The sequence below is a fragment of the Levilactobacillus senmaizukei DSM 21775 = NBRC 103853 genome, assembly GCF_001592085.1.
GTDB lineage: Bacteria > Bacillota > Bacilli > Lactobacillales > Lactobacillaceae > Levilactobacillus > Levilactobacillus senmaizukei.
This window is the reverse complement of the sequence record NZ_BCWD01000001.1, coordinates 86,920-112,533: the sequence shown is the minus strand read 5'-3', so window position 1 is coordinate 112,533 and position 25,614 is coordinate 86,920. Positions and strand designations below refer to the sequence as shown.

26 protein-coding genes are annotated in these 25,614 nt (G+C 51.0%); 19 read left to right on the top strand and 7 right to left on the bottom strand.

What is annotated here, in order from left to right:
• Positions 1-912 (bottom strand): DNA adenine methylase, encoded by a 912-nt coding sequence (locus LSE01S_RS00565; protein WP_061775677.1) that lies wholly within the window; start codon positions 910-912, stop codon positions 1-3.
• Between the two features lie 30 nt (positions 913-942).
• On the bottom strand, positions 943-1,566 hold the full coding sequence (locus LSE01S_RS00560) for a hypothetical protein (protein ID WP_061775676.1): 624 nt from the start codon (positions 1,564-1,566) through the stop codon (positions 943-945).
• Between the two features lie 141 nt (positions 1,567-1,707).
• On the opposite strand from LSE01S_RS00560, the gene LSE01S_RS00555 reads away from it, so the two are divergent.
• A complete protein-coding gene (locus LSE01S_RS00555; RefSeq protein WP_061775675.1) occupies positions 1,708-2,655 on the top strand; it encodes a 3-hydroxyacyl-CoA dehydrogenase family protein in 948 nt (315 codons plus the stop codon).
• A gap of 68 nt (positions 2,656-2,723) precedes the next feature.
• Here LSE01S_RS00555 and LSE01S_RS00550 read toward each other — a convergent pair whose 3' ends face one another.
• The gene (locus LSE01S_RS00550) at positions 2,724-4,157 is read right to left on the bottom strand and encodes an APC family permease (RefSeq protein WP_061775674.1); all 1,434 of its coding nucleotides are present in this window, start codon (positions 4,155-4,157) and stop codon (positions 2,724-2,726) included.
• A 271-nt stretch (positions 4,158-4,428) separates the two neighbouring features.
• On the opposite strand from LSE01S_RS00550, the gene LSE01S_RS00545 reads away from it, so the two are divergent.
• Positions 4,429-5,829 (top strand): subtype B tannase, encoded by a 1,401-nt coding sequence (locus LSE01S_RS00545; RefSeq protein WP_061775673.1) that lies wholly within the window; start codon positions 4,429-4,431, stop codon positions 5,827-5,829.
• A gap of 158 nt (positions 5,830-5,987) precedes the next feature.
• Positions 5,988-6,353, top strand: coding sequence for a hypothetical protein (locus LSE01S_RS00540; protein WP_061775672.1), 366 nt, complete (start codon positions 5,988-5,990; stop codon positions 6,351-6,353).
• Positions 6,354-6,534: 181 nt separating this feature from the next.
• On the opposite strand, the gene LSE01S_RS00535 is transcribed toward LSE01S_RS00540, so the two are convergent.
• Both LSE01S_RS00535 and LSE01S_RS00530 read right to left on the bottom strand, forming a co-directional pair.
• Positions 6,535-6,945: a peptide deformylase gene (locus tag LSE01S_RS00535; RefSeq protein WP_061775671.1), complete on the bottom strand. Its 411-nt coding sequence runs from the start codon at positions 6,943-6,945 to the stop codon at positions 6,535-6,537.
• Positions 6,938-7,486 carry a DUF1697 domain-containing protein gene (locus tag LSE01S_RS00530; RefSeq protein ID WP_061775670.1) on the bottom strand — a complete coding sequence of 183 codons (549 nt, stop codon included), beginning with the start codon at positions 7,484-7,486 and terminating at the stop codon, positions 6,938-6,940. Before LSE01S_RS00530 ends, LSE01S_RS00535 begins: the two co-directional genes overlap by 8 nt.
• 328 nt (positions 7,487-7,814) lie before the next feature.
• On the opposite strand from LSE01S_RS00530, the gene LSE01S_RS00520 reads away from it, so the two are divergent.
• The 13 genes from LSE01S_RS00520 (at position 7,815) to LSE01S_RS00465 (ending at position 18,349) form a co-directional block, all read left to right on the top strand.
• Positions 7,815-8,351 carry a hypothetical protein gene (locus LSE01S_RS00520; RefSeq protein WP_156470435.1) on the top strand — a complete coding sequence of 179 codons (537 nt, stop codon included), beginning with the start codon at positions 7,815-7,817 and terminating at the stop codon, positions 8,349-8,351.
• Between the two features lie 96 nt (positions 8,352-8,447).
• Complete coding sequence (locus tag LSE01S_RS11165; RefSeq protein ID WP_268872853.1) at positions 8,448-8,573, top strand: hypothetical protein; 126 nt, start codon at positions 8,448-8,450, stop codon at positions 8,571-8,573.
• A gap of 193 nt (positions 8,574-8,766) precedes the next feature.
• The gene (locus LSE01S_RS00515; protein WP_061775667.1) at positions 8,767-9,489 is read left to right on the top strand and encodes an ABC transporter ATP-binding protein; all 723 of its coding nucleotides are present in this window, start codon (positions 8,767-8,769) and stop codon (positions 9,487-9,489) included.
• Positions 9,489-10,691 carry an ABC transporter permease gene (locus LSE01S_RS00510; protein WP_061775666.1) on the top strand — a complete coding sequence of 401 codons (1,203 nt, stop codon included), beginning with the start codon at positions 9,489-9,491 and terminating at the stop codon, positions 10,689-10,691. Before LSE01S_RS00515 ends, LSE01S_RS00510 begins: the two co-directional genes overlap by 1 nt.
• A gap of 74 nt (positions 10,692-10,765) precedes the next feature.
• On the top strand, positions 10,766-11,404 hold the full coding sequence (locus LSE01S_RS00505; protein ID WP_156470434.1) for a TetR/AcrR family transcriptional regulator: 639 nt from the start codon (positions 10,766-10,768) through the stop codon (positions 11,402-11,404).
• A gap of 134 nt (positions 11,405-11,538) precedes the next feature.
• Entirely contained in the window at positions 11,539-12,723 is a 1,185-nt protein-coding gene (locus LSE01S_RS00500) for an MFS transporter (protein ID WP_061775665.1), read from the top strand.
• A 61-nt stretch (positions 12,724-12,784) separates the two neighbouring features.
• Positions 12,785-13,627, top strand: a complete 843-nt coding sequence (locus tag LSE01S_RS00495) for an aldo/keto reductase (protein ID WP_061775664.1) — start codon at positions 12,785-12,787, stop codon at positions 13,625-13,627.
• Positions 13,628-13,942: 315 nt separating this feature from the next.
• The gene (locus LSE01S_RS00490) at positions 13,943-15,649 is read left to right on the top strand and encodes a SpaA isopeptide-forming pilin-related protein (RefSeq protein WP_061775663.1); all 1,707 of its coding nucleotides are present in this window, start codon (positions 13,943-13,945) and stop codon (positions 15,647-15,649) included.
• 266 nt (positions 15,650-15,915) lie between these two features.
• Entirely contained in the window at positions 15,916-16,338 is a 423-nt protein-coding gene (locus LSE01S_RS00485) for a hypothetical protein (RefSeq protein WP_061775662.1), read from the top strand.
• A 132-nt stretch (positions 16,339-16,470) separates the two neighbouring features.
• Entirely contained in the window at positions 16,471-17,040 is a 570-nt protein-coding gene (locus LSE01S_RS00480; protein WP_061775661.1) for a TetR/AcrR family transcriptional regulator, read from the top strand.
• 129 nt (positions 17,041-17,169) lie between these two features.
• The gene (locus tag LSE01S_RS00475; protein WP_061775660.1) at positions 17,170-17,589 is read left to right on the top strand and encodes a MerR family transcriptional regulator; all 420 of its coding nucleotides are present in this window, start codon (positions 17,170-17,172) and stop codon (positions 17,587-17,589) included.
• A gap of 15 nt (positions 17,590-17,604) precedes the next feature.
• Positions 17,605-18,027, top strand: a complete 423-nt coding sequence (locus LSE01S_RS00470) for a cupin domain-containing protein (RefSeq protein WP_174520174.1) — start codon at positions 17,605-17,607, stop codon at positions 18,025-18,027.
• 1 nt (position 18,028) lies between these two features.
• Positions 18,029-18,349: a carboxymuconolactone decarboxylase family protein gene (locus tag LSE01S_RS00465; RefSeq protein WP_061775658.1), complete on the top strand. Its 321-nt coding sequence runs from the start codon at positions 18,029-18,031 to the stop codon at positions 18,347-18,349.
• A gap of 61 nt (positions 18,350-18,410) precedes the next feature.
• Here the strand turns inward: LSE01S_RS00465 and LSE01S_RS00460 are convergent, their stop codons facing one another.
• Positions 18,411-19,355 (bottom strand): GH25 family lysozyme, encoded by a 945-nt coding sequence (locus tag LSE01S_RS00460; protein WP_061775657.1) that lies wholly within the window; start codon positions 19,353-19,355, stop codon positions 18,411-18,413.
• Positions 19,356-19,505: 150 nt separating this feature from the next.
• On the bottom strand, positions 19,506-20,435 hold the full coding sequence (locus tag LSE01S_RS00455; RefSeq protein WP_061775656.1) for a matrixin family metalloprotease: 930 nt from the start codon (positions 20,433-20,435) through the stop codon (positions 19,506-19,508).
• A gap of 189 nt (positions 20,436-20,624) precedes the next feature.
• Between LSE01S_RS00455 and LSE01S_RS00450 the strand changes: the two genes are divergently transcribed.
• The 3 genes from LSE01S_RS00450 to LSE01S_RS00440 are packed head-to-tail and all read left to right on the top strand — an operon-like array spanning position 20,625 to position 25,479.
• Entirely contained in the window at positions 20,625-21,200 is a 576-nt protein-coding gene (locus LSE01S_RS00450; RefSeq protein ID WP_061775655.1) for a DNA-3-methyladenine glycosylase I, read from the top strand.
• On the top strand, positions 21,200-22,333 hold the full coding sequence (locus tag LSE01S_RS00445) for an exonuclease SbcCD subunit D (RefSeq protein WP_061775654.1): 1,134 nt from the start codon (positions 21,200-21,202) through the stop codon (positions 22,331-22,333). The genes LSE01S_RS00450 and LSE01S_RS00445 overlap by 1 nt, the downstream gene beginning before the upstream one ends.
• Positions 22,330-25,479: an AAA family ATPase gene (locus LSE01S_RS00440; RefSeq protein ID WP_061775653.1), complete on the top strand. Its 3,150-nt coding sequence runs from the start codon at positions 22,330-22,332 to the stop codon at positions 25,477-25,479. The genes LSE01S_RS00445 and LSE01S_RS00440 overlap by 4 nt, the downstream gene beginning before the upstream one ends.
• Positions 25,480-25,614 lie beyond the last annotated feature (135 nt).

Genomic DNA, 25,614 nt, shown 5'->3' with positions numbered 1-25,614 from the left:
TTAGTGAGTAACGAGTAGTTCGGAAACGTTGCCACGACCCTTTGCCCGAGCCGAGATCATGCGGGCCGCTTGAATGCGTTGGATCGTGAAGTCGGCATACAAATCATCGAAGAAATTATCATCGGGATCGCTCTGGTGGGGATCGGAGTTACTTAAGGCAAAGTGGGCCCCTTTAGCGGCTAGTTGCTGGGTAAAGGTGGCTAATTCCACTTGGGCGTCGTCGTTAAAGGTCGACTTGGCATAGCTGGTAAAGCTGGCCGAATCGGTCAGTGGCCGGTAGGGCGGATCGAAGTAAAAGAAGGTCTTAGGTCCGGCATATTGAGCCGTCTGATGGTAGTCACCTAAGAGGATTTCCGTATTCTGTAAGAGCTGAGAAAAGTTGGTTAGGTTAGCCGGTTCAAAGAGATTGACCTGTTTGCGCTGGCCGAAGGGGACGTTGAAGGTGCCCTTGGAATTGACTCGATAGAGGCCGTTGAAGTCGGTCTTGTTCAGAAACATGAACCGTACCGCCTGATCGACGCTGGCTTCGTCGACCAGGATACCTTGGTTAAAGGCCGACCGAACCGCGTAGAAATTTTCCTTTTGCGTGGTTAAGTCCGGTAGGTCATTGTAGGTGGCTTGAATGGTGGTGAGTCCCGTCATGAGGTCGGTGAGGTGATCACGAACCTGGCGGTAGAGATTGATCAGCTCAGGATTGATATCCAAAATAACCTGGTGCTTGAAATGATATTTGGTGGCCAAATAAAGCAGCATCGAGGCGCCGCCGGCAAACGGTTCGACGTAGGTGTCGATGGTCGAAAAATCAATTTGATTGCTGGCAGCCTGTTCGATCGTTGGCGCTAGCTTTTTCTTACCGCCGGCCCACTTGATGATGGGGGTGATCACGGGAAATAATTCTGAATCTGCGGCCAAGTTAGTCGCCTCCTTTAGTTGTTACCGTGGTTAAAGACCGAACCACCAGTAATCATAGTTGTCGAAGAAAATTTTTATGCCATCAATCCGGAGATTGTCAAAGTAGTCTTGATAGGCGACTTCATTCTTGCGGGGTGGGTTCGTACCAGCCGGTAGGGCGTGGTCGAGGCCATAGATCCACCACGAGGCATTAAACAGTGCCGCAAATTCCACGGTCGGTTTGGGTTCGGTGGGCAGTTGATTGAAGTTATTTTGATAGAGGCGCCGCTTATTGACGAAGCCAAAGATCTTCTCATCAACCGAACCGGACTTTTGCTGCCATTTCTTTTCAACGATGAAGATGGTATTGGCATCAAAGTTGAAGAAGACCTCGTCGGGTTTCCAGCGTTTATGATTTTGATTAGTAACGTGATAGTACTCAGATAAAATGTTATAAAATTGGAATTGTTTGGTAATGATTCCGACGAGGTGATGGTCGGTTCGGCGATAGACGTCGAAAGCCTTTGACGTTGAAAGGTCTTTCGTACTAGCGTGTTCAATTAGTTCATAGTCCGCGGACCGGTCCCGTTCGATTCGGGCCGCCAAATCCGTTTTATTTTCAAAGGCGAGCCCACCACGATTGGTGTTGGCCCCACCAGTTCCCCCGGTTTTCACGGTTATCGCCTCCTGGAAAGTTAGCTTTCGTCTTCTTATTATACGGGACAACGGCGAATCTTCAACCAGAGTTTGGTACACTAAGAGCAAGAGAAAATGAGAACTGAATCCGGAGGGCAGACTTTTTGGAGGCGAACCAAGATGACAAATGATGACCTTAAAATCATTGGTAACATTGGCGCGGGAACCATGGGCCACGCCACGGCATTACAGTTTGCGATGCACGGGTACCCAGTCCATCTACTAGATCAAAGTGACGCGGCTTTGGCGGCGGGGATGGCGGCCATTGAACAGGACTTGGCAACCTTTGCGGATGCTGGTTTACTAACCGACTCGATTGCCACGATTATGAGCCGGATCACGCCGACCACGGACTATGCGGCGGCCTTGAGTGATGTGGACTTTATAATTGAATCGGTCGCTGAGAATTTACAGGTGAAGCAGTCCGTTTGGCGGCGGGTCGAATCGATTGTCGGAACGGCAGTCACCATGGCGACCAACACGTCTGGGCTGAGCCCCACGGCGATTCAGTCAGTCTTGAAGCGCCCCGAACGCTTCGTGGTGGCCCATTTTTGGAATCCGGCGCAACTGATGCCACTGGTCGAGGTGGTTCCTGGCGAACAAACGGAGACGGCCACGGTGACCACGACGGTGGCCTTGATGCGCGCCATTGGTAAGCATCCGGTGGCCCTGAAGAAGGCTTCATTGGGATTTGTGGGTAATCGGATCCAATTAGCAGTCTTACGTGAGGCGTTGCACATTGTTGCGGAAGGAATTGCCAGTCCGGCGGCGGTCGACGAGGTGGTCCAGACGAGCCTTGGCCGCCGCTGGGGCTTAGTGGGACCGATTGCCAGTGCCGATCTTGGTGGCTTAGATATTTTTGATCATATCAGCCAATACCTATACGCCGACTTGGCCAATGAAACGACCGGCGATGCAACCTTGGCTAAAAAGGTGGCGGCCGGAGATCTAGGGTTGAAGAGTGGTCAGGGCTTTTATGACTGGTCGGGCACCGCGGGTCAGGACCTGGTTAAGCATCGGGATGCCGAGTTATTGGCGCTCCTACAACATGACCGGTCCAGCGACTAATAGAAACCGCCTAACCTGAGCGAATCGTGACGGATTCACCTGGGTTAGGCGGTTTTAGTTATAGCAGATTATTTATCTGTGGATTTCTGGCGGGGGAGTTTGGCATACTCATCCTCACCGAGCAAGTGGTAGAGGGCCGTTTCTCTGGGCTGGTGTGCCCGACGGCCCAGAAAGTAGAAGAGCAGTCCCAGGCCGATCCACACGGCCAACATGATGTATTCCGTTGGCCAGACCAAGGCAACTGGGGACTTCGGATATAGGGTTCCAATCGCAATGGCAACCGCTAGGACCCCACCAAGAATGCTCGGCCACAGATGCTTTAGCCGAAAGCCAGCTTCCAGCGTGGGATACGCACGGCGCACCCGCCAGAGTGACAAAGCGGTTAGCGCCCAGGCCATGGCGACGAAGAAGCCGCCTAGATCGAGAAAGTAGGTCATGGCCCCCTTGCCAAGCCAACCAAAACCAATTGCGAAAATTAGGACCAGGGCGGTGGCGTTAATTGGTGTACGGTGTTTTTCATTAATTTTAGCAAATTGTTCTGGCAATAAGCCCGCTCGTGCCAGGGACAAGATTAGTCGTGGTGCCGCGGTGAAGAGACCGATAAAGCTGGTCAACAGGCCGAGAAAGGCAATCAGGAAGGCCGCCATTCCGAGGATTGGGAAGCCGGCTTTGGTAAAGGCGGTTATCGACCCCATCGTGAATGTTGCGGTTTTTTTCCAAGGGTAGACCCAGGCGCTGGCCAGCAGCACGATGATGTAGTAGCTGGCCGCGATGACAATGGCACCCACGACGGCCTTCCCGATCTTAGCCGGGGCCATGTCGGCTTCCTCTGCCAGGATGGAAACGACTTCCCAACCAGTCAGGAACGTCATGGCCGGCAAGACAAAGCGAACCACGTTTAGTAGAGCGGGGGTTCCCACCTTGAAGGCGGGCCAAAAGTTAGCCGGTCGACCCTGGGTGAACCCGGTTACAACCAAGGCGGCCCCCAGAACCACGAGTCCGATGAAGAGAGCGGCCTGGACACCCGCGGTGACCTTAGTCCCACGAACGTTGAGAACGAAGATCATGATGGTAAAGAGAATGCCAATGAGTAATTCGAGAAAGGAAACGTGGGCGCCAGCAATGGTATAACCGGGACCCGCCGATATCTGAGGAAAAATGGTCGCCAGGAGCATGCTGCTGGCGGTGACGTAAAAGGATAGGGCACTGAGGTAGGCGCCCAGAATGGCCCAACCGGTGGCGAAGCCGAGGCGTTTGCCAAAGGCCAGGTAACTGTAGACCACGGGGCCGCCGCTTCGAGGGAAGATTGACGAAAGTTCCGCAAAGGAGAGGGACGCCAGGATCGTAATGAACATGGCGAGACCGAATCCGAAGATTTCGCCACCGGCGCCGTATTTATCGAAAAAGATTCCGTTGGTGTAGATCCAACTGCTCCCAATGACGCTGGCGGCACCTAGGATTAACAGGCGGGGAAAAGAAATATGCCTGGACAAGTTTTGCATGAATATCGCTCACTTTCTGAAGATCGCAGATTTATGTACTTGTGAAGCCCACAGTCTACCTTATGTGAACGCTTACATCAACGAAAGCGACTCGGTTAATTCACAAAGTTAAGCAGGCCCCAAGCGGCGTCGACCGGTCGGGGGACTCTTCGGTAACGGGGAAAAATGGAAAGCATCAGTGCGGTTCAAGCGCGCCGTCATGAATGACTTGCGACGGGGCACTAATTCCACTAGAGTAGGGTTAAAGCGTCTTTGAACTGGAGGAATTGCGATGCAGGCACCGTTACGTTTCGATGAATCAACGTATGAAAAGGCCACGACCACCGTGGCCGGTGAGGCGATAGCCTACCGGTCGTTCAAGCAGATCGACTACGTGAGTCGGCCAGTAGACCCAATTCAACGGTTAAATATTTTTGTACCGGAGGCCTATTTCAATGGTGGCCAAGTGAATGGCTACACGCGGGTGTCGGCACCTATTTTTATGCCCAATACCATTGGTGGGTATCGACCGGGGCCGAGCGACTTTCCGGAAAATGTGGCCCGTTATGGGCAAGGAGCCACCATGCTGGCCGCGCTGAAACAAGGCTATGTGGTCGTCTCTGCCGGGGCCCGTGGGTGGACCTCTCGGGACAGCAACAATGAATTCACCGGTAAAGCGCCGGCATTTATTGTCGATTTGAAGGCGGCCGTTCGTTATGTGACCTACAATGCCGGTTGGTTGCCGGGGGATCCCAATCATATTGTGGTCAGTGGGACCGGTGCCGGTGGTGCTGCTGCAGCTTTGTTGGGGGCCAGCGGGGAGGCAGATTTCTTTGAAACACCCCTGCAAGAGTTAGGAGCGGCCCCGGGGACGGACGCGGTCTTTGCGGTGGCGACCTACTGTCCAATCATGGATTTGGAACACGCCGACGACGCCTATGAATGGCAGTTCCACGGGATTAGCGATTGGACCCAGCGATCACTTAAGTTGGTTGACGAGCAGCCCCAGATTACGGTGCAATCCAGCCACTTGTCGGGCGAAGAACAACGCTGGTCATCCGAGCGTCAACAGGCCTTCATTGCCTATATCAATGGGTTAAAACTGCGCGATGATCAGGGGCACGACTTAACCTTGAATCTTAATGGTACGGGAAGCTTCCGGGAAGCCATCGTTGCCGATCTATTAAGTGCCGCGCAAGCAGCCGGAGTCGCTGGTCAGGCGTTGGGAAATAGCGCCGGCGTTACGACGAAAGATGGCCATATTGTGGCGATCGACTGGTACCGTTATACGGCAGCGCTCGGCCGACAAAAGGGATTGCCGGCATTCGATGCGCTAGATCTCAGTCATCCAGAGAATCAGTTGTTTGGTAATCGGTTGATGCCGGCGCGGCACTTCACCGAATTTGCGCAGTCCCATACGTTGGAGGCTGCCAGCCGGGCCGATCCGGATCTGGTGGCCGCCATTAACCCAATGACCTATCTTAAAACGACGCAAAGTCAGGTGGCACCACATTGGTGGATTCGGCATGGGGCAGCTGATGCCGAAACGGCGTTCGCAATTCCCAAACTGCTAGCGACGCGCTTAGCCAATCAAGGTTATGACGTGAACTTTGCCTATCGCTGGGCGACCAAGCATGAAGGCGACTATGACTTGCCGGACTTATTCAACTGGGTTAATCAGTGCTGTCGTTAATAAGTGAATGTTATCGAAATGAGCCTGGGGCTACCCAGACTCTTTTTTGATCGGTGAGGTTAATTTGCGGTCGTAACGGTCGGTTTAAATAGTTAATTGCTGGACAAATTGGCCGCCGGGTCTATATTTGAGCCAATCAAATAAAGGAAGTGGCAGCTATGCAAAAGTTGTATCGGCTGGTGCCCTTAATGAACGCGTCTGGTGCGCTACTTTTCTTGTTAATTCTGTCGATTGTTCCGGCGACAACCAGTCTTGGTTGGCATTTTCATTGGCAGATGTCGGATATCTTAATGACGGTTGTCTTGGTTGGTATTACGGTGGTGACGGCGTTGGCACATCGTCGACAAGCTCAGTTGATTGGCCTAGCCATCAATATCGGATTAATTGGGGTCATGATCTTTGTCCTATGGTGGGCCAACTTAGCGGCGTTAGTTGGTGATTACCTGTGGTTGTGGTCGCTGCTGATGAGCTTTAACGCGGCCCTAATTGGTTGGGGTTGGGTTCATTTACGTAACGGTGACTGAACTGGATCGCCGCATGATCGTTGGCTGCCTTTAGTCACCGATAGGTCTATGCCGGGTACCTGGATGGTATTTTGGTAAGTTGGTATCACCAGAGCGGCATTCGTTAATTTGAAAATTAGGCAAAAATAAAACGCCTCGTCATGATTGGTTTAATCAATCATGGTGATGCGTTTTGGATTATCTAAATGAGGATGCCGTCGCAGTGGTCAATTTCGTGTTGGATAATCTGCGCAACGAAGCCCGTAAAGGTTTGCGTTTGGTTTTGGAACTGGGCGTTTTCAAAAGTTACCGTGATGGAACGGTAGCGAGTTGTTGGTCGCTCACCGGTGAGTGAGAGACAGCCTTCCTGTGTATGATACTGTTCGGATTTTTGCGTAATGACGGGATTAATCATCGCTACCGGTAGGACCCCGATTGCGACGACAATGATGCGGCGGTGAATGCCAATCATGTTGGCGGCCATGCCGACACAGTTTTCGCGATTGGCCCGAAGCGTGTCCAGCAGATCGGTGACAGTTGCGGCGTCCAGGGCCGTGGCTGGCTGTGAGGGTTGACTGAGTTGTGTTTGATCGTGAATGATGGTTCTAATCATGAGGTGCCTCCAGAATTGTTTTAAGTTTGGTCGTAGTATTGAAGTTACGGGCGCTGGTTTGGTGGTACAGGTCCGATCCCATGATTTTTGAGTAAAAGGATCGGCTAAAGTGGGCCTTTAGAGTCGACGTCCAGAAAATCACGGTGGGAGTAATCCAGATCCGATCATAATCGCTCGTCACATGGGCCGTTAACCACGCATCGTTGGCCGGTTCATACTGGTTCAGCTTGAAGAGGGCGTTGTGTCGTAAGGCGGAATCGGCGCCCCACCAGGTCGGGGCCGCGGCCAGGTCGGCGAGAAAATCAGGCCGGGCCAGCAAGCGAAAACTGATTGGAAAATCGTAGTTCAGCTCGAGCAACTGGCCGATGATGGTTTCACAGTCGGCTGGTGAAAGGTCACTTGTCACAAATAGGTTGCCACTATTAATGTATGATCGAACATGAGTAAAGCCGCCCTGCGTGAGTTGTTTCCGTAGGTTCGCCATGGGCACGCGGTGCCGGCCACCAACGTTGATGCCTCGTAATAAGAGTAGGTAGTCCATCTTGTCGCCGCCTTTCGATGTTTTCCAGTATAGCATGTCAGACGGTGACGTCATTAAAATGTTTAGTCTAAAGAGATACCTGATTGAAGCTGGCCCGGCGATGTGCGCATTGATTACGGGCAATCTTAGTTTCAACCAGGGTAGATTGCAATGGATTATTGCGGGTTTGATGATTGAACGAATATTCACAAGAATGTGGCGGACCGACCGGTGCTAGCCAGCGAATTAAGTACAATTATTTTTGCCAAGGCGTCGATAATTTACTGCGCGGGTTGACGGAAATAAGGGTATACTGAGGGCATCATTTAGCAACGGGGAGGTTGTTAGGATGTTTAAAAGATTGGTAAGTATAATGGGGCTCTTGGCTTTAGGACTAGGCTTGGGTGGTGCCCTGGTGACGGAGCCAGTCACGGCATCGGCCGCGAGCAAGTCAACCATGAAGACGTTTCCCAAGGCCTATCGGCACACTTGGTATCATTACAGTCGGGGGCACTATGATACCGTGACGTTTGGTGCCAAGCGGGTCGGTGGTTTGAGCTATTTCAATGGCGTCGCGACCAAGTATGTGGCTTACCTGCATGCCCACAAGCTGACAACGACCAAGCTCAAGCAACATCCGTCATGGAGTACTGCCGTTAACGTGACCGCGCGGCAGGCGACCTGGGTAAATGTCCGGGGCTGGAACCAGATCATGGGTGCCGGTGATTTCTATAAGGTCATGTCAAAATCGGTGAGTGGCCAGCAACATCAAGTGTTGAGTCAAGCGGGCGGTGCCGGTGTTTGGACGGATGCGCATTACTATCGGAGTAAGGTCGTCGCCAAGCAGCTCGGCAACCGTCATTTCAAGGGTGAACGGTACTACTAATTTATTTGAATCGGTCCGAACGTTTTGCGGGTGAATGGTTCAGTGGCAATGCGATTATGCTAAACTTATCATTTGAATCCCCAAACGAAGTTGGTCGTGACGAAGGTTCAAAAGGTGGCGGAGCAGGTCGAGGTCTACCAGTCGATTAACGGTAAGTCTAAGACCAAGAAGGTCAAAGAAAATGATCATTATAAATTGGTGACCTTAAGCTTAATGACATAAATCATGGGCCCATCGGCGGAAGTCGACGGGCCTTTTTGCTACGATCAGTCCATCAAGGCTAGATTCGCTTGCGACGGGTTACAAAAGAGGGGATGGATGATTGACAAGAAAACAGGGTGAGTATATACTCACCTTATCTGGTAAGTAAGTAATCACTCACCATTTTAAACTTGAATTTCTGGGAGGCAATATTATGGCGCGGGCAATCATTGATTTAACACATCTAGCTAAAAAATTTGGTCAGCAGATGGTCTTGAAGGATATCAATTTAACGGTGAACCAGGGTGAAATTGTTGGCCTGATCGGGCCTTCCGGTGCCGGCAAGTCGACGGTGATCAAGGTGGCCCTGGGAATGGAAGTGGCCAGTGGGGGTTCCGCCAAGGTCTTCGATACCACGATGCCTAATCGCTTATTGTTGGGTCGAATGGGTTACATGGCCCAAACAGACGCGTTATATACGGACCTCACCGGCCAGGAAAATTTGAAGTTTTTTGGTGAAATGAAGGGAATTAAGTCAAACGACATGGCGGGCGAGGTCAAACACGCGGCCGCGGTGGTTGATCTGACCGCCGATTTGGGCAAGCGAGTGGCCGGCTATTCTGGTGGGATGATGCGTCGCCTCTCACTTGCGATTGCCCTGTTAGGTAGTCCGGAACTGCTCATCTTAGATGAACCAACCGTTGGGATAGACCCCGCATTGCGGCGTCAGATTTGGACGGAACTGAAGCGTCTTCGAGATCAGGGACGAAGCATCCTGATCACGACGCATGTGATGGATGAAGCGGAATTGACCGATCGCGTTGCTTTATTGCTGGATGGCGAAGTGATGGCCTTTGACCAACCGACAGTGCTCAAACAACAATACGAGGTTGACACGATTGAAGACGTCTTCCTAAAGGCGGAGGGTGTGGAATAATGCGGACAATTGCGATTATGAACCGGGTCTTGAAGGAACTCTTCAGAGATAAACGGACGTTGGCGCTGATGTTTTTGGCTCCAATTTTAATTATGTTGTTAATGAGCGTGATCTTTAACACCAACTCCACGACGGATGTCAGTGTCGGAACGGTTTCCGTGACCCACAAGTTGAATCAGGAAATGGCGGACCTCAAGCACGTTGATGTGCAGGCCTACGAGACCGAGCACGCCGCCGCCAAGGCTTTGGAAGATGACAAGATTGATGCCATGATTAGGCAGCATGGCAATACTTACAGCCTGACCTATGCCAACACGGACTCTACCAAGACGGCTGCCGTCAAGATGGCCTTCAAGAATGCCTTGACCACGACGAGTACCGACCAGTTGAAGGCGGCCCTGAAGCAGAGTACCAAGACTACTCTGAAGTTACAAGCACAGCTTCAGGCCATGCAAAAGCAACAGGCGGTCGCCGGTGCCGCGACCGCTGCGACCGGTAACGCCGCGGCAGCCAAGGCAACGTCAGCGACGAACGCCACCAAGCAACCCAGTCCACAGGCGCCCAAGATTACCAATCACTATGTCTATGGTGACCAGGATACCGGCTACTTTGCTAAGATGTTACCGATCCTGATGGGCTTTTTCGTTTTCTTCTTCGTCTTCCTGATCTCAGGGATGGCCCTGTTGAAGGAACGGACAACCGGGACCCTGGAGCGGCTCTTGGCAACGCCCGTTAGGCGGTCTTCCATTGTCTATGGTTACATGTTGAGTTATGGCATTCTGGCCGTTATCCAGACGATTGTGATCGTCTTGGTTACCGTGTGGTTACTGGGTATCGAAGTGGTTGGGAGCATGTGGAGCGTGGTGGTCATGAACCTGATCCTGGCCTTGGTTGCCCTGGCCTTCGGGATTTTGCTATCCACATTTGCCAACTCTGAATTTCAAATGATGCAATTCATCCCACTGGTTGTCGTGCCGCAAATTTTCTTCTCCGGGATTATTCCGTTGGATTCCATGGCCGCTTGGGTCAAGGATATTTCTTACATCGTTCCCTTGAAATACTCCGGTGATGCCGTTAACGACATCATCATGAAGGGATCGTCACTAATGGATGAGGGTGGTAACATCTTGGTTCTGTTAGGTTTTCTGCTAGTGTTAACGGTTTTGAACATCGTCGGCTTACGGCGGTACCGGAAAGTTTAACTAGAAAATAATCACAACCAGAATCCGGATCGCGTATAATGGTTTAATGAATGTGAAATGAAAGGGTGAGTGGCGTGGAGCCAAGTATTTTCAAGAGTTACCGCGAATGGCTAGAACACGAACAGATGCCCAAGGGTAAGAAGGCCGCGTTGGTGGCCGCGATGGAACTCTTCGCCGAGACGGGGTTTGATGGGACCTCAACTAGCCAGATTGCCGAGCACGCAGGCATCAGTCAGGCAACGATCTTTAAGTACTTCCATACCAAACAAGACCTGTTGTTAGCCATCGTCAAACCGGTCATGCAGCACCTGTTTCCCGAATACCGGGATGAGTTCTTCCTGGGGATGAGCAAGTGTGAGACACTTCCCGACCTCATTCACTTCATTGTGACGGATCGCTATGCCTTCATTAGCAAAAATGCCGAAGTGGTTAAGATTCTAGTCATGGAAATGATGACGAATCAGGAAATTCGGGAACTCCTGCACCAACTCATTGCAACGAACGATTATAACTTTTTGAGTGAACTGATGGGGAACTTTCAGCGGACCGGGGAGTTGCGGGATGACATTGATTCGGCCGCGATCCTGCGGGTCATTGGCGGGCAGCTGATTACCTATACCATTCAGCGGCGCTATGCACCGGGATGGGTCGGCGACGAAGCGACTGACCTACGGAACATCACGGCACAAATCATTCGCACAATCAGCCAATAGAAGTTAGGAGCCTGGGGCCAAGCCCCGGGCTCTTTTTTGGTGAAAACAATTTTCTTAGGCCGTTCCCCTAATAATTTGGCGGTGGATAGTGTAGTCTGGTAATTAGAAATCAAAATGAAGACGGAGGAATCGTTGTGAATAGGTATCGGTGGCAGGCCATTGTTTTTGTGCTAGTGGCGTTTATGTTGGGGTGTAATGAATTTATCGTGGTCGGGGTTCTCTCGGATATTGCCAAGGAGTATCGCATTCCGGTAGCAACCGTGGGCTATTTGGTGACGATCTTTGCCACGGTGTATGCCGTCAGTACGCCATTTATTACGATCTTAACCAATCGTTTCAGCCGCTATAAGACGCTGATGGTCTTAATGGGAATCTTCCTGGTCGGTAACACGCTAAGTGGCTTGGCCATGAACTATCCGGTCTTACTGCTGTCGCGGATGATGACGGCGATGGTGGCCGGCGCCATTATTTCCCTAATCATGACCTTTGCCAGTACGATTGCGCCGCGTGAGAAGCGGGCGAACCTGGTGTCTTGGATCTTCGCGGGCTTCAGTATTGCTTCGGTTTTCGGGGTACCCATTGGGACGGCCATTAGTACCAGTTACAGCTGGCACGATGCCTTTTATCTGATTTCCGTGATCAGCGCCATCACCTGCGTCTTACTCGGGTGGTTACTACCTCGTGAGGTAGAACAGGTTCAGGGGAGCATCAAGAACCAGCTGGTTTTGTTGAAGGACCGACGTATTTATGTGGGAATCGCCCTGGTGCTCTTCACCGCGGCGACCATGTACGCTTACTATACCTACATTCGGCCATTGTTAACTAATGCGTTGGGTTTCAGTACGGCTAGTTTGAACTGGCTGCTGTTCCTGATTGGGATCATGAGCATCATGAGTAATCGGTTTTCGGGGATGCTGGCGGAGCGCAATGGGTTGCGGATTATGCCCCGCTTCTACGTGGCCGACATGGTCCTGCTCTTCATCCTGCCCTGGGCGTTGCACCTTAAGTGGGCCGGGCTAGCCGTCCTGCTCATCATGAGTCTAATAGTGACGCTGTTGAACTCACCGATTCAAATTCACTTCTTAAACATTGCCGAGGAGGAGTACCCGCAGTCGGCGGTACTAGCTTCCTCGTTGAACTCGATCTTCTTTAATTTTGGGATTTCCTTGGGATCGGCCACGGCGTCCGGCATGTTAGGCACAGTGGGGTTGAACCATATCAGTTGGGGGGCCGCGGCCTATGCGGCCATCTCGTTGGTACTGGCACTGATCTTGAACCGAGTCATTCGCGATCATCGGCGGCAAGCACAGGCGAAATAGTTTTCATCGTTTGCCGATAGCGTTACGCTACTTGTATGACTTTTAATGGAGGTTATTCAGGATGAAAAATAGGCCAGTTGTAACGTTAAATGATGGCTTTCAGATGCCATCGGTTGGTCTGGGTACGTTTGGTGTCCGGGGTGGCCAGGGGGTTAACCAGATCGTGGCGGCCATCGGTGATGGCTACCGCAGTCTTGATACGGCGACCAACTATGATAATGAAGGGGCCGTGGGCGCAGCTATTCGTCGCAGTGGTGTGGCCCGAGCAAAGCTGTTTGTGACGTCCAAGCTACCGGGGAAATATCAGCGGTACGCGGATGCCACGATGGCGATTCAAGAGTCGCTGTACCGGATGGGTCTCGACTACTTTGATTTGTTTCTGATTCACTGGCCGTTGCCTAAACGGGACCACTATGTGGAGGCTTGGCAGGCCATGATTGATGCCCAGCAGCGCGGTTTGATTCGGTCAATCGGCGTTTCTAACTTTGAGCCGGAACACCTGGACCGGTTGATCACTGAGACCGGCGTGACGCCAGCGGTTAATCAGCTGGAAGTGCATCCTTACTGGGCGCAGGAGAGCATGCTTGCTGCAGACCGCAAACGCGGGATTGTCACGGGAGCCTGGAGTCCCTTAGGTCGTGGTAGCGCCGCCTTAAAGGAGCCGTTGATTAAGGACCTGGCAGACAAGTATGGGAAGAACGTTGGGCAAATTATTTTGCGCTGGCATGCCGAACGCGGGGTGGTTCCGATTCCTAAGGCGCGGCACTTGGATCACCAACGAGCCAACCTAGATCTGTTTGATTTCGAGTTGACCCCGGATGAAATTGCGGCAATTACCGCGCTGAGCAAGCCGGATGGTCGCATCGATAATCAGGACCCCAACGAGTATGAAGAATTCGATTAAAGACTGAGTGATTGAAGCTCGCAACGATAGTTGTTGCGAGCTTTTTGTCGTCTAAAATGCTTGGCCCCGGCATTAGTGGATAGCGATTGGTGTGGTTGGTCAACCGCATTACAATTTTAATTTTAAGTTAGGGGATGATGGTTTATCTAGAGTCGATTTTCAGACAGGGGTCGAACGCTTGGGCTGTGAGGAGATTATAGTATAACCAAAGTTATCAGAGGATAGATTTTTGACAGCTTGAAAGGATTTATAGGTAGAGCTTGTTAGGAATATTTTAGCCAGTTACACAGGTTTAAGTGATTGGAGGGAATTAGAATGCACAGGAAGATCTATGCAGTCATTGTAAGTGTTCTCATGGCGCTGACCGTCTTCCTCGTTGGCAGCGGCACGTTTGGAACAGTGACTGCGCACGCCGCGGAAATCCCGACATCGGGATTGACCGCTGGAGATGCCACGGTTTTGGATATTAATGGTAACTCCGTTCCGGACAATGGTGATCTAAGTTGGTGGACGAACTATTCCGTCGCTTATGATTGGTCAATTCCGAATGGGACCACCATTAAGGCGGGAGACACGGCAGTTGTTGAACTACCAAATAGCGCTCAAGCGAAGCACGATCTGAACATTCCCTTGGTGAATGATTTGGGGGTTGTTGTCGGGACCTTCAGTATTAAGGCTGGAGAAACGACAGGAACGATTACTTTCAATGATGTCTTAACCTCGCAAACTACGAATCGTAAGGGGACCCTGTCCTTCTACGTTCGTGGGTCCAATACTAGTTCTGATGTGAACATGGAATGGGGATTGAACAAAGTTGGCTGGATATCAGAGAAAGACGCCAACGGTGTTCCAACGAAGTTAACTTGGAATGTCGCCTTTAACCCTAAGGGAATTAACTTGGGGAATGTGACCGTCACGGATACCTTGGGGCCTAACCAAACTTTTGTTCCAGGCAGTGTCATTGCCTCGACTGGGTCATATGACTCAGCCGGCCACTTTAGCACGAGTGGTAGCACGACACCAACGGTATCTCAAAGTGGGAACGTTTTGACATTTGGTTTTACCGACGTCACGACCGCTGTTAACATGACTTACAATACGGTACCAGATTTGAATGGTGCTGCCAGTGGGACTTGGAAAAACAGCGCGAGTCTGAATGGTAAAACGGTCGATTCTCAAATTGCTTGGGGCGGTTCCGGGACTGGTAACGGAACGAATGACCAAGACTTGGGAGAAGTTATCTTAACTAAAATGGACAAGTCCACGGGGATGTCATTGGCGGGTGCTGAATATGAAATTCGGGATGCCAACAATGACGTCATCATGAGCGGCTTATCAACTGAGAGTAATGGTGAATTGCGAGTGAAGGACTTAGCTGCTGGGAGCTACACGTTTGTTGAAACGAAAGCACCAGAAGGTTACGAGCTATCGACTGAACCAATTCCATTTACGATTGCGGTCGGTCAGACCAGTGCCGTCACGGTGAACGCATTTGACGAAGAAGAAGCGCCAAGTGTCACCTATCCTGGCGGGCCAGAGAACCCTGAAAATCCAGAGGAACCAGAAAACCCAGGGACGACCACGCCACCAACGAATCCTGGTAACCCTGGAACCACAACGCCACCAACGCATCCTGAAAATCCAGGAACGACCACGCCACCAACCACGACGCCAACGCACCCCGAAAATCCAGGAACGACGACGCCAACGCATCCAGAAACACCAGGAACCACAACACCAACACATCCATCAACGACTTACAAGCCGGGAAGTGGATCAGGTGCAGCTAACGGCGGTGCCGGTGGTTACGTAACTGGTAACAATGGCTACGCAGGTAGCAGTAGCGGGAATAATGGTTACGGTTACCCAGTCGCTAGTGGTTCCGGCAATGGCTATGTCGGCTCGACCTTACCACAAACTGGTGAACGTCGTTCCAACACCGTCTCCTACTGGATTGCCGCTTTAGCCTTAGTGGCGGTTGCCAGTGGCTTATGGTACGACTGGAAGCGTAAGCATCATTAGAACGTCCAGCGAGTTGAATCTTAAGTAGAGAGATGGTCGCCCAATCGCGACCATCTTTTTGTTTTGGCTCAATGAAAGCCCGTTTTCATGCAAAGACAACCCCATAATGAAATTAGTTGTAAGCATTAGGCTTCGTCCGCTAGCGGTCCTGTGATATACTGACGGTAAAAATAAGTAAATGGTGTAAATTATATATAGGGAAGCTGGCAGGAATTCGGGGGTTAGTGGGCGGATAGAAACGGTGCCATAGGGAAGGAAGAGCGAGTTTGCTGGAAGTGAAGGAACATCGGGAGTGGTGGCGGTGGATCGCGATAGTGGCAATGACCATGGGATTGTTGGTTGGTCTGAATCAGGGTCACCAGGTTCCGGTTGCTCATGCAGTTGGCGGGCGGACCCTGGATGGTCATTATCAGGCCGCATTAACCGTTAGAGCGAGCCCGGAGTCGGCTACCGGCATTGTTGGTGATCCGGTTGGGTCAGTTCAAGCGGTTGGGCGTCCAGTCAACGGCCACCGGTTACCCCAGGTAGACGAACCTGTGATAGCTTCGGTGACCGTCAAATCTGGGCCATCACGTCCCAGGCCGCCGCAACTGATGGTTCCCAGTAAAGGGCTTAGTCAGGAGAGGATCATCATCGCTTGCCTGATACTGGCGATCGTGGTCCTTTTGCGCAGCAAGAAACGCGCTTAAAACCCGGGTTAGATGTCGGGATGGTCAACCAAGAAGTTAATGAATAGTGACAGGGAATAAACTAACACCACCAGTTTATTTTGTAGATAATTAAAGGTATAATGGCGAAAGGATTTAGAACGGGGGCAAAGCATGGTAAAGAAGCGAACGTTAACACGTGAAAAGGTTATTGATCAGGCAATCCAGATGATTGCTGAACGCGGGGTTGACCAACTAACTATTCGGGCACTGGCGGATGAACTAGCGGTACGGCCTCAGTCAATTTATAACTATATTGAGAGCTTGAATGATCTCTTAGACCAAGTTGGCGTTCGATTCGTTGGCGATCTTGCGGATCGACTCATGCATAACTTAATGGGTGTTTCCGGTAAAGAGGCTCTGATGATCTTTGCCCGGGAATTCCGTCAGGGCTGTTTGACTCAGCGACACCTGGCCCCACTTCTAATGAACCCTAATGACTTGCGGCCCCTGGTCCAGACCCATGCGGCGCTGGTGCAGTTGTATCAACAAATGTTTCACAGCTTACATCTGAGCGAAGCGGACGGCACGACACTGGTTGAAGCTAGTCTTTATCGCTCGGCGCTGTTTGGGTTTATTGTTCAAGAAATCGGTGGGTTCATGCGGGTAACGCCACAAAAGGTCAATGAACGGTTTGACCAGACTATGCGGTTAGCCATTTCTCAATTCAGCAGCTTAGCTTAAATACCGACACGTCTGAGACAATTTTGGCTTGGGCGTTTTTATTTGGCCTTTTTTTGACAAAAGGCCTTGCCTTACAGTGCACTCGAAGGTGTTTACTAGTCTTGTTAACCAGTTAAGGGGGTCAAGGTGATGGCAGAAAAACAATATCGGATTGGTGAATTTTCTCAGCTGGTCGGATTATCGACTTATACCCTCCGTTATTATGAAGACCAGGGCTTAATTCTGTCTCAGCGCGACGATAATGGCGTGCGGTTCTACACGGAACATGACATTCGCTGGGTCGGCTTTATCCTACATCTTAAAGGGACGGGGATGCGGCTGAATGAGTTGAAGCGCTACGTGAAGTTACGAGCCGAGGGCGACGCAACTATCGGTGAACGCCGGGAGATGTTACAGCGGATTAAGAATGAGGCTGAGGCCGAAATTGCCGAGCGTCAGCTGCATCTGACGGTGTTAGAACACAAGATCAAATGGTATGACGAAAAACAAGCGCATACGATCGATGACTCCGAGACTTTTCACGACTACCTACAAAGGTTTCAGGACTAGAAAGGATGATTAATGATGGCAAAAAATGTGGATATTAAAAATGGGGTTATTTTCCCAGCAGGTGACAAGAACGTGGCTTATCAAGATTTCTTTGTTGGTCAAAGTTATCTCCAAGGGTTGGTCAACGACCCCGATGTGAGCGTTGGGGTTGGGAACGTGACCTTTGAACCCGGATGCCGGAATAACTGGCACATTCATCATGATGGGTTTCAAATCCTCTTGGTTACTGGCGGTGAAGGGTGGTACCAGGAGGCCGGTCACACTGCTCGTCGGTTAAAGGCGGGCGACGTGGTGGTGACCAAGGATGGCGTTAAACACTGGCACGGAGCAACCAAAGATAGCTGGTTCAGTCACATTGCCATTACGGCTGGGACTCCAGAATGGTTGGAACCGGTCAGCGACGAAGCCTATGCCGCACTAGATGGAAAGGAAGAGTAAGATGGCTAAAAAACAAACTGCCGGACGCGACAACTTAGGCGAGTTTGCCCCGAAATTTGCGGAGTTAAATGATGATGTTTTGTTTGGCGAAGTCTGGTCCCGTGAGGCGGAGTTATCCGCACACCAACGGAGTTTGATTACGATTTCGGCGTTGATCTCTGCCGGAAGCTTTGAACAATTACCCGCTCACTTGAAGATTGGGAAGAGCAATGGGATTACCAAAGATGAAATTTCTGAAGTGATTACTCATTTAGCCTTCTACGTCGGTTGGCCCAAGGCCTGGTCAGCTTTTGGTATCGCTAAGGAAGTCTTCGGTAACTAAATTGAGCGTAAATAAAAATCGGTTGGGAATTTGATTCCCAACCGGTTTTTTGATTAATTGTTTAGTAAGTTGAAACGTAAGCTTGGTTAGCAGTAATGTACTTGCCGTTCATCAATTGGAACCGGTAAGCATTCTTGCCGTTCTTGACAATCGCCTTAACCTTAAAGTTTTGACCGGCTTTGAACTTCTTCACCCGGTTCTTCTTGGCGAAGCTAGTAGACTTGTATTCGTAGACGGCCTTGTCACCCTTAACGCCGGTGACCCCGTTCAGGCTATTGTAGTAACTAGCCTTGGCGTGACTAGTCTTACTTGCAAACCAGCTCTTAACCGTCTTGCCGTCTAAGACCTTGTTCAAGTCCACGTTTCCGCTGATACCGGAAACCCGACCGGAACTGGTGTATTGCCAGAGGTCAACGGATGTGCCGGAAACCTTAGGCTTGACGGAACTGTACTTGGCAATCCAAGTTCCATCAAATTTCGAGAAGTTTAATTTATGTGCGTTGGCATAGTATTCCCCAGCGTACATGATCAGTGGCTTGTCGGTTAAGCTACGCATAGTCTTCAACCAGGCATTGACGTAAGTTTGTTCCTTACCCTTGGCAGAAGGCATCCGCTTTTCTTCGTCTAAGACGTAGAATTTGGTGTGGGAGTTACTCCGCTTGTAGAAGTCCTTGGCTTCTTTTTGGGCATCCTTAACACTGGTGAATTCGGCGAACATGTATTGACCGAAAGGAACGCCATACTTGTAAGCACCCTTGGCGTTGACGTTCCGCTTGCTGTCGACCATGTAACCGGCATCGCCCTTGCTCCCATGTTGAACACGGATGATAGCATACTTTAAGTCTTTCGAAGCCTTTTTCCAGTTAATGTTCCCTTGATATTGTGAAATATCGGCAACTTTCTTGCCTGAAGCACTGGCGGTTGTCGTGTTTAAACCAACGCCGACGGCAACAACGGCGGCTAATGCGGCTAAGCCAGCACCTAATTTATGTAACTTACTTTGCATGAATGATGTCCTCCTCAGTATTTAGAATCTATTGTACACGGTATGACTGGCTAGCAGGTTACCGCAGATTTACATTTGATTACAGTTAAGTTGCAAATAAAAAAGTTACCGACCAAACGAAGCAGTCGATAACTTTGACGGAGTTACGGGTTAGTGCGTTGCGGTATAAACCTTGAGCGCTAACTTAGCGCGATTCTTGTCAGTCGTGGTAATTGGATTGTACTTGGATAGCCCCGCCTTGACTTTGGCGTAGCTGTAGACGTTGGAACTACCGCTTTCAAAGTACATCAGGTCGGCCTTGTTAGGCGAATGATTCATCCCTAAGACGTGGCCAAATTCGTGAGCGATAGTGCTAGCGTATTCATACATCCGGCCTTCGGTAGCTAACTTACTGTTAACTGCGGCAACATCCTTTTTAAGGCTGCTGTATGCGGAGAGACTCTTTTCAATCCGTTCGGCTTCTTGGTCGAACAGGGTATTGTAATTGTTGTCGGAACTCGTGATGCCTTTGGCAGCCAAGTTGGCCTTAGCCTTTGATTCAACAACGTTCGAGTAGCGCCTATAGAAGGCGTTATTAAGCTGATTAGTCATTGCGACGCCAATGTTGTCCGTTTCAGCCTGGTAGTAGGACCAGCGAACCTGAACCTTTTTTCGACTGGGCGTCCACCAAGCGTCACTTTGGTCGCTCTTAGTGGGCTTAGCATATGAGACGGAGAAGGTTAGGGTATGGTTCTTCTTGGAACCCTTAACGAATTCCTTCTTGCCGAGTTTCTTGTTCCAGTAACCCATAGCAACTTTGACGCTTTGTTGGAGTTTCTTATCTTTGGTATTCACGTACACGTAAGCCTTGCCGTTTTTCTTCAGGCCGGTCTGCGCGTTGTAGGCTAATTTGTATTTTTTACCTAAGGTTTTAGCATGTTTGCGATAATAATTCTTACTCTTTTTCAGCATGGCCGATGATGGCTTGACGCTGGCCGCTTGAGCTGTCACGGTACTAGCCGCAACAACCGGCGTTACTAAGACGGCAGTTGCCGCTAGAATTGTCAGTGAACGTGCTTTCAAATGATGTGATCCGAGCATGATGCTAACCTCCCTAATTCCCCAAAACATTTAACATTTACAATAGCATAGACTTTTAGCCATTCAGGGTCAAGTATTAAAGGCCCTGGCTGTATGCGGTTTCAATTAGCTATTTATAAGAACACCTGTTTGGGGTGCGATTTAGAATCTGGTATAGTAGTCTTAAACCAACAAATGGAGGAAATTCAAATGACAAAGCGTTGCGATTGGGCCAATTCATCACCGGAGATGCAAGCATATCACGATAACGAGTGGGGCCACCCAGAGCATGCGACGCCGGTCTTATTTGAATTGTTGTGTCTAGAGACGTATCAGGCGGGCTTAAGTTGGCAGACGGTGATTAATAAGCGGGCGGCCTTTAGACGAGCTTTCTATAATTATGATATTGAACGGGTCGCAGCAATGACCGCCGATGATTTGGAAAGATTACTGACAAACAAAGCCATTATTCGGAATCGACTTAAATTAACCGCCACGATTAATAACGCTCGGGTACTGGCCAATTGGTCGGCGTCGGTCCCATTTGACGACTGGCTGTGGGCCTTTGTGGATGGCCAGCCAGTTAGACATGCGGTCACGACGATGGCAGAGATACCGGCGACAACCGACCTTGCCAGGACAATTGCCAAGGCTATGAAGAAGCGCGGATTTAAATTTGTGGGTCCCACGACGGTTTATTCATTCTTACAGGCTGCGGGATTGGTTAATGACCACCTGATAAGTTGCGATTGGGCGCCGGAGAATCAAGTTAGAGGGGTGTCATAATGAAATTTCTACATACGGCCGATTGGCATATCGGTAAGCGGCTCAATGGCTACGACTTACTAGAAGAACAGCAGGATGCTTATCGTCAAATTAAGGCCATTGCACGTGAGGAAGCCGTCGATGCTGTCGTCATTGCGGGTGACCTATTTGACCGTGCCCTGCCGAGTGAAGCGGCCGTGGCCGCGCTAGACGACATGTTGGTGGATTTAAACCGCCACGAGCACTTTCCATTGCTTGCCATTAGCGGCAATCACGACTCTGCGGTACGGCTAGGTTATGGCCAAGAATGGTTTGCCAGTACCGATTTTTACTTGCGGACGGATCTGAAGAACTGCTTAACCCCCATTAGCTTGGGTGATACGGAATTCTTTTTATTACCCTACTTTGAGCCCTTTGCCGTACGCCAATTTTTCCAGGATGAAGAGATTCGCACGGTTGCTCAGGGGATGGCGCGGTTGGTGGCCGCCATGCAACAGCATTTTACGGCTGGCAAGCGGCACGTCCTGGTTGCCCATTTCTTTGCGGCGGGTAGTTCACATACGGATTCCGAGACGCTGGTACAAGTCGGGGGCTTGAATGCGGTTCCCGTCGATCTCCTATCGCCATTTGATTACGTGGCCTTGGGTCACCTGCACCGCAAGGAAGCCCTGCAAGGCGAGGCAAAGATTAAGTACAGTGGATCACCGTTAAAGTTTTCCACTAGCGAGGCCGCGGATACCAAGGGGGTGTGGATTGTGGATACGGCGACTGATCCAGTTACCGTGTCTTTCCGCCCATTGAAGCCTCTGCATGATTTGGTCGTCTTGACCGATAGCTTTGCTCATTTGATGGATCGAGAGCAGGACTATCCAGTCACACCGGAAGACTTTGTCGCCGTTGATCTGACCGATACGGTGCCGATTACGAATGTAATGCAGGAGCTGAAGACCCGGTTCCCAAAGATCATCGAGTTAAACCGCGTGAATCAGTTAACCGTGACGCCAGATGACTTGGAGACCCAAGAGCTACAGCAAGACCCCCAAACATTACTGGCTAACTTTTTTGAGCAGATGACACAGCATCCCCTGACCGATCAGCAACGAACGTGGTCCGAGGCGGCCTTGCAGCGTGCCATGAAGGAGGATACGGAATGAGCCCCTTAACCCTACATTTAGAATTTTTTGGGCCGTATCGCGATACGACCATCGACTTCACCAAGTTTGCGGCTACGCCGTTATTCTTAATTAGTGGAAAAACGGGTAGCGGCAAGACGACCATTTTTGATGGCATGAGCTATGCCTTATTTGATCAGACCTCCGGCACCGATCGTGAACCCAAGGCCATGCGGTCCGACTTTGCAACGACGACAGATATCACGCGAGTAACCTTTAATTTTACCCATCGCCATCGGCGTTATGAAATTATTCGTGAACCCAATCAAACCTTGGCCAAGAAGCGGGGATCAGGGACAACCGATGTGGCCTCTAAGGTCACGTTGACCGTGTTTGAGGATGACCGTGAAGTGGCACAATTAACCAAAAATGGACAGGTGAAGGACTACCTGCAGACCTTACTACAGATGGATGGTAAACAATTTGCCCAGATAGTTCTGTTACCGCAAGGCCAATTTCGCCGGTTCTTAGTGGCACCTAGTGATGAGAAGGCTACCGTGTTAGAACAACTCTTCAACACGGAAATCTTTGCTAAGTGGACGGCAGAACTCCGGGAACAGGCCAAGCAAGATGTCTTGAACAACCGGGCTGCCGCGGAGTCGTTAAGCCGACTACAGGAACAACTACAGTGGACCGAAGCCAATGAAGTCACGGCCAAAGCAGCCTTAGAACAACAGCAAACGACGACGTTATTGGACTTAATGGCCACGCAACAAGCAGCGAGTCGTCGAGATATCCAGGCGTTGACGGATCGGGTGACGAGTGCGCAGGGTCGGGTGGAACAATTGACGCGGCAAGATACGCAGGAAGCCCAGTTGGTCAAGGATCAGGCTGCCTTGAAACAGGCCAAGCTCATGCAGCAGACCTTAACAAATCGTGAGTCCGAGATGCAGCAAGTGCAAGCCGAGATTAGTGAGCTGGAATGGGGCCAAAAAATCCAGCCCCAGTGGTTGGAAGAACAGGAAGCAACGCGAGCCCGTACCCAGCGGCAGCAGGCTCTCGAGAAGACGCAACTGGTGTTAGACCAAGCAGAAGCTGGCAAAACGAATGCCATTGCTGAACAACAAGCGTTAGCCGCGGTCAAGCAACGGGTCCAGGATGGACAAAGTGAATGGGACCGAATGCAGCAGTTACAACCGCTCTATCACGAATTGGCGCAAAGAACCACGGAGCTAACGGCTCAACGCCAAGATCTGCAGGCAAATCACAGTAAAGTCGAACGCCTCAAACTGACGATCAAGGATGGCGAACGGCAACAGGATCAGTTTCAGGCGGTGTTGGATCGTCAGGTTGCGGTGACAAAACGGTCGCAAGTCCTGAGTGAACGGGGAGCTCAGTTAAAGGAATACCGTCGGCAATTGTCCGTGCTCACGGCGGGGGATCAAGCATTGCAGCAGTTAAGGCTGCAAGCCGATTCCTTAGGGAAACAACTAGCCGAAGCCCAAGCGGCAGCAGGGAAACTGGATCAGCAAGCCGAAACGGTTAATCAGGCCTTTATTCGTGATCAGATTCAACAGCTAACCCGGCAGTTAACGCCAGGAACACCGTGTCCCGTTTGTGGGTCAACCGACCATCCCCATCCGGCCACCATTACCGCCGAGCCCGAGGTCACGCAGCAAGCCGTTGATGATGCTAAGGCTTTGGCCGCCACGGGCGCTCAGAAAGTGACTGCCCTGACGCTAGACAGTCAGCAAAATCAAACGCAGTTGCAGGAACAAGTGGCGACCCAACAAGCCGGACTCAGCGAGCTGGCCCAGGTCTTGAAAATTAAAGAACAGCCGGATGTGTCCGTAGTGGCAGGCGCCTTAAAGGCCCAGGAAAAGGCTCACCAGACTGCCCTGACAGCTAATCATGACCAGCAAGTGGAGTTGACCCAGACACAGGAAAAATCAAAAGAATTAGTGGCGGCATTGGCCGGACATCGCCAGGATTTTGACACGGCCCAGCAGGCGTTACAGGAGGCACAGCGTCGCGTGGATCGCTTGGAAACCACCATTCAAGGTCAACGGGATCAGTTGCCAACGGATGCACCGACCTTGACAGCCTTTACCGAACGGGGTCAAGCGTTACAAGCGCAGTTGAAGGCAGACCGAGACCAGCTTGACCGGGCGGCTGCCGCGGTCGTGACGGCTGAACAGGTGTTAGCGGGTGCTCAGGCGAGCGTCCGGAACGCCACGACCGAAGTGACGCAAAGTACCCAACGGTGGCAGAAAGCTCAAACAGCACTAGCCACCAGTCTTAGCCAACATTTTGACCAAGTAACTGAATCTTCACGGCAACACGTCGCGGCCCTGTTGACAAAGCTGCCGGCGTTAGCCGCAAAACGGCAAGTCATTCAAGACTTTCACAGTCAACGAGAACGTTTAACCACCCAACTCGAGGATTTACAACGCCGGACGGCCGGTCGGCCGATGCCGGATCGGGAACAAACGGAGGGTAAGCTTAAGGCAGCTCAGGGCGCGGTGACCGTGCTTCAGGATGACCGGCACGCGCAACAGACCCGTTGGCAACAGAACGATCGGTTGGTCCAACAAATCACTGAGCAGGTGGCCCGGCAAGCAGCAGCCCTGCAACGGACTCAGGCACTGACAGAACTGAGTGGTGTTGTAACGGGGGATGGCACCAGTAGTCATTTGGGCTTGGAACGCTATGTCCTGCAGACATATCTGCGCCAAATCTTAACGGTGGGGAATACGCGTCTGCGGCAGCTGACCAATGGTCGTTATCAGTTTGTGATCGATGATTCTCAGGCCTCTTCGAAGAAACGGTCGGGGCTGGAAATCAATGTCTACGATGACCACGTGGGTGAACAACGGAGCGTCCATACGCTATCCGGTGGTGAAAGTTTTATGGCGTCCCTGGCGTTAGCGTTAGCGCTTGGCGAGGTCATTCAAAGTACCACGGGAAGTGTGGAAGTCGATGCCTTATTCATCGATGAAGGATTCGGATCACTGGACGAAGAGGCACTCATGACGGCTTTGGAATCGTTAGAGACCATTGAGGGACAACACCGAATGATTGGGATCATCAGTCATGTTAGCGAGTTACGCGATCAGGTAGGGAATCAACTGCAGGTCCTTTCAAATGGAAATGGTGAAAGTACCGTTGCCTATCAGGCCGATAACTAAAAAAGAGTCGTCATCGGGGTCGGTGGCGGCTCTTGTCTTTAGGGAAGCATCCCTTAACTACCGGGGGCGTTGTCGGCATGGAGGGGTAGTCTAGGTGGTTGCGGCAGGGTGGCAGTCACTGACTAACCTGCCGAA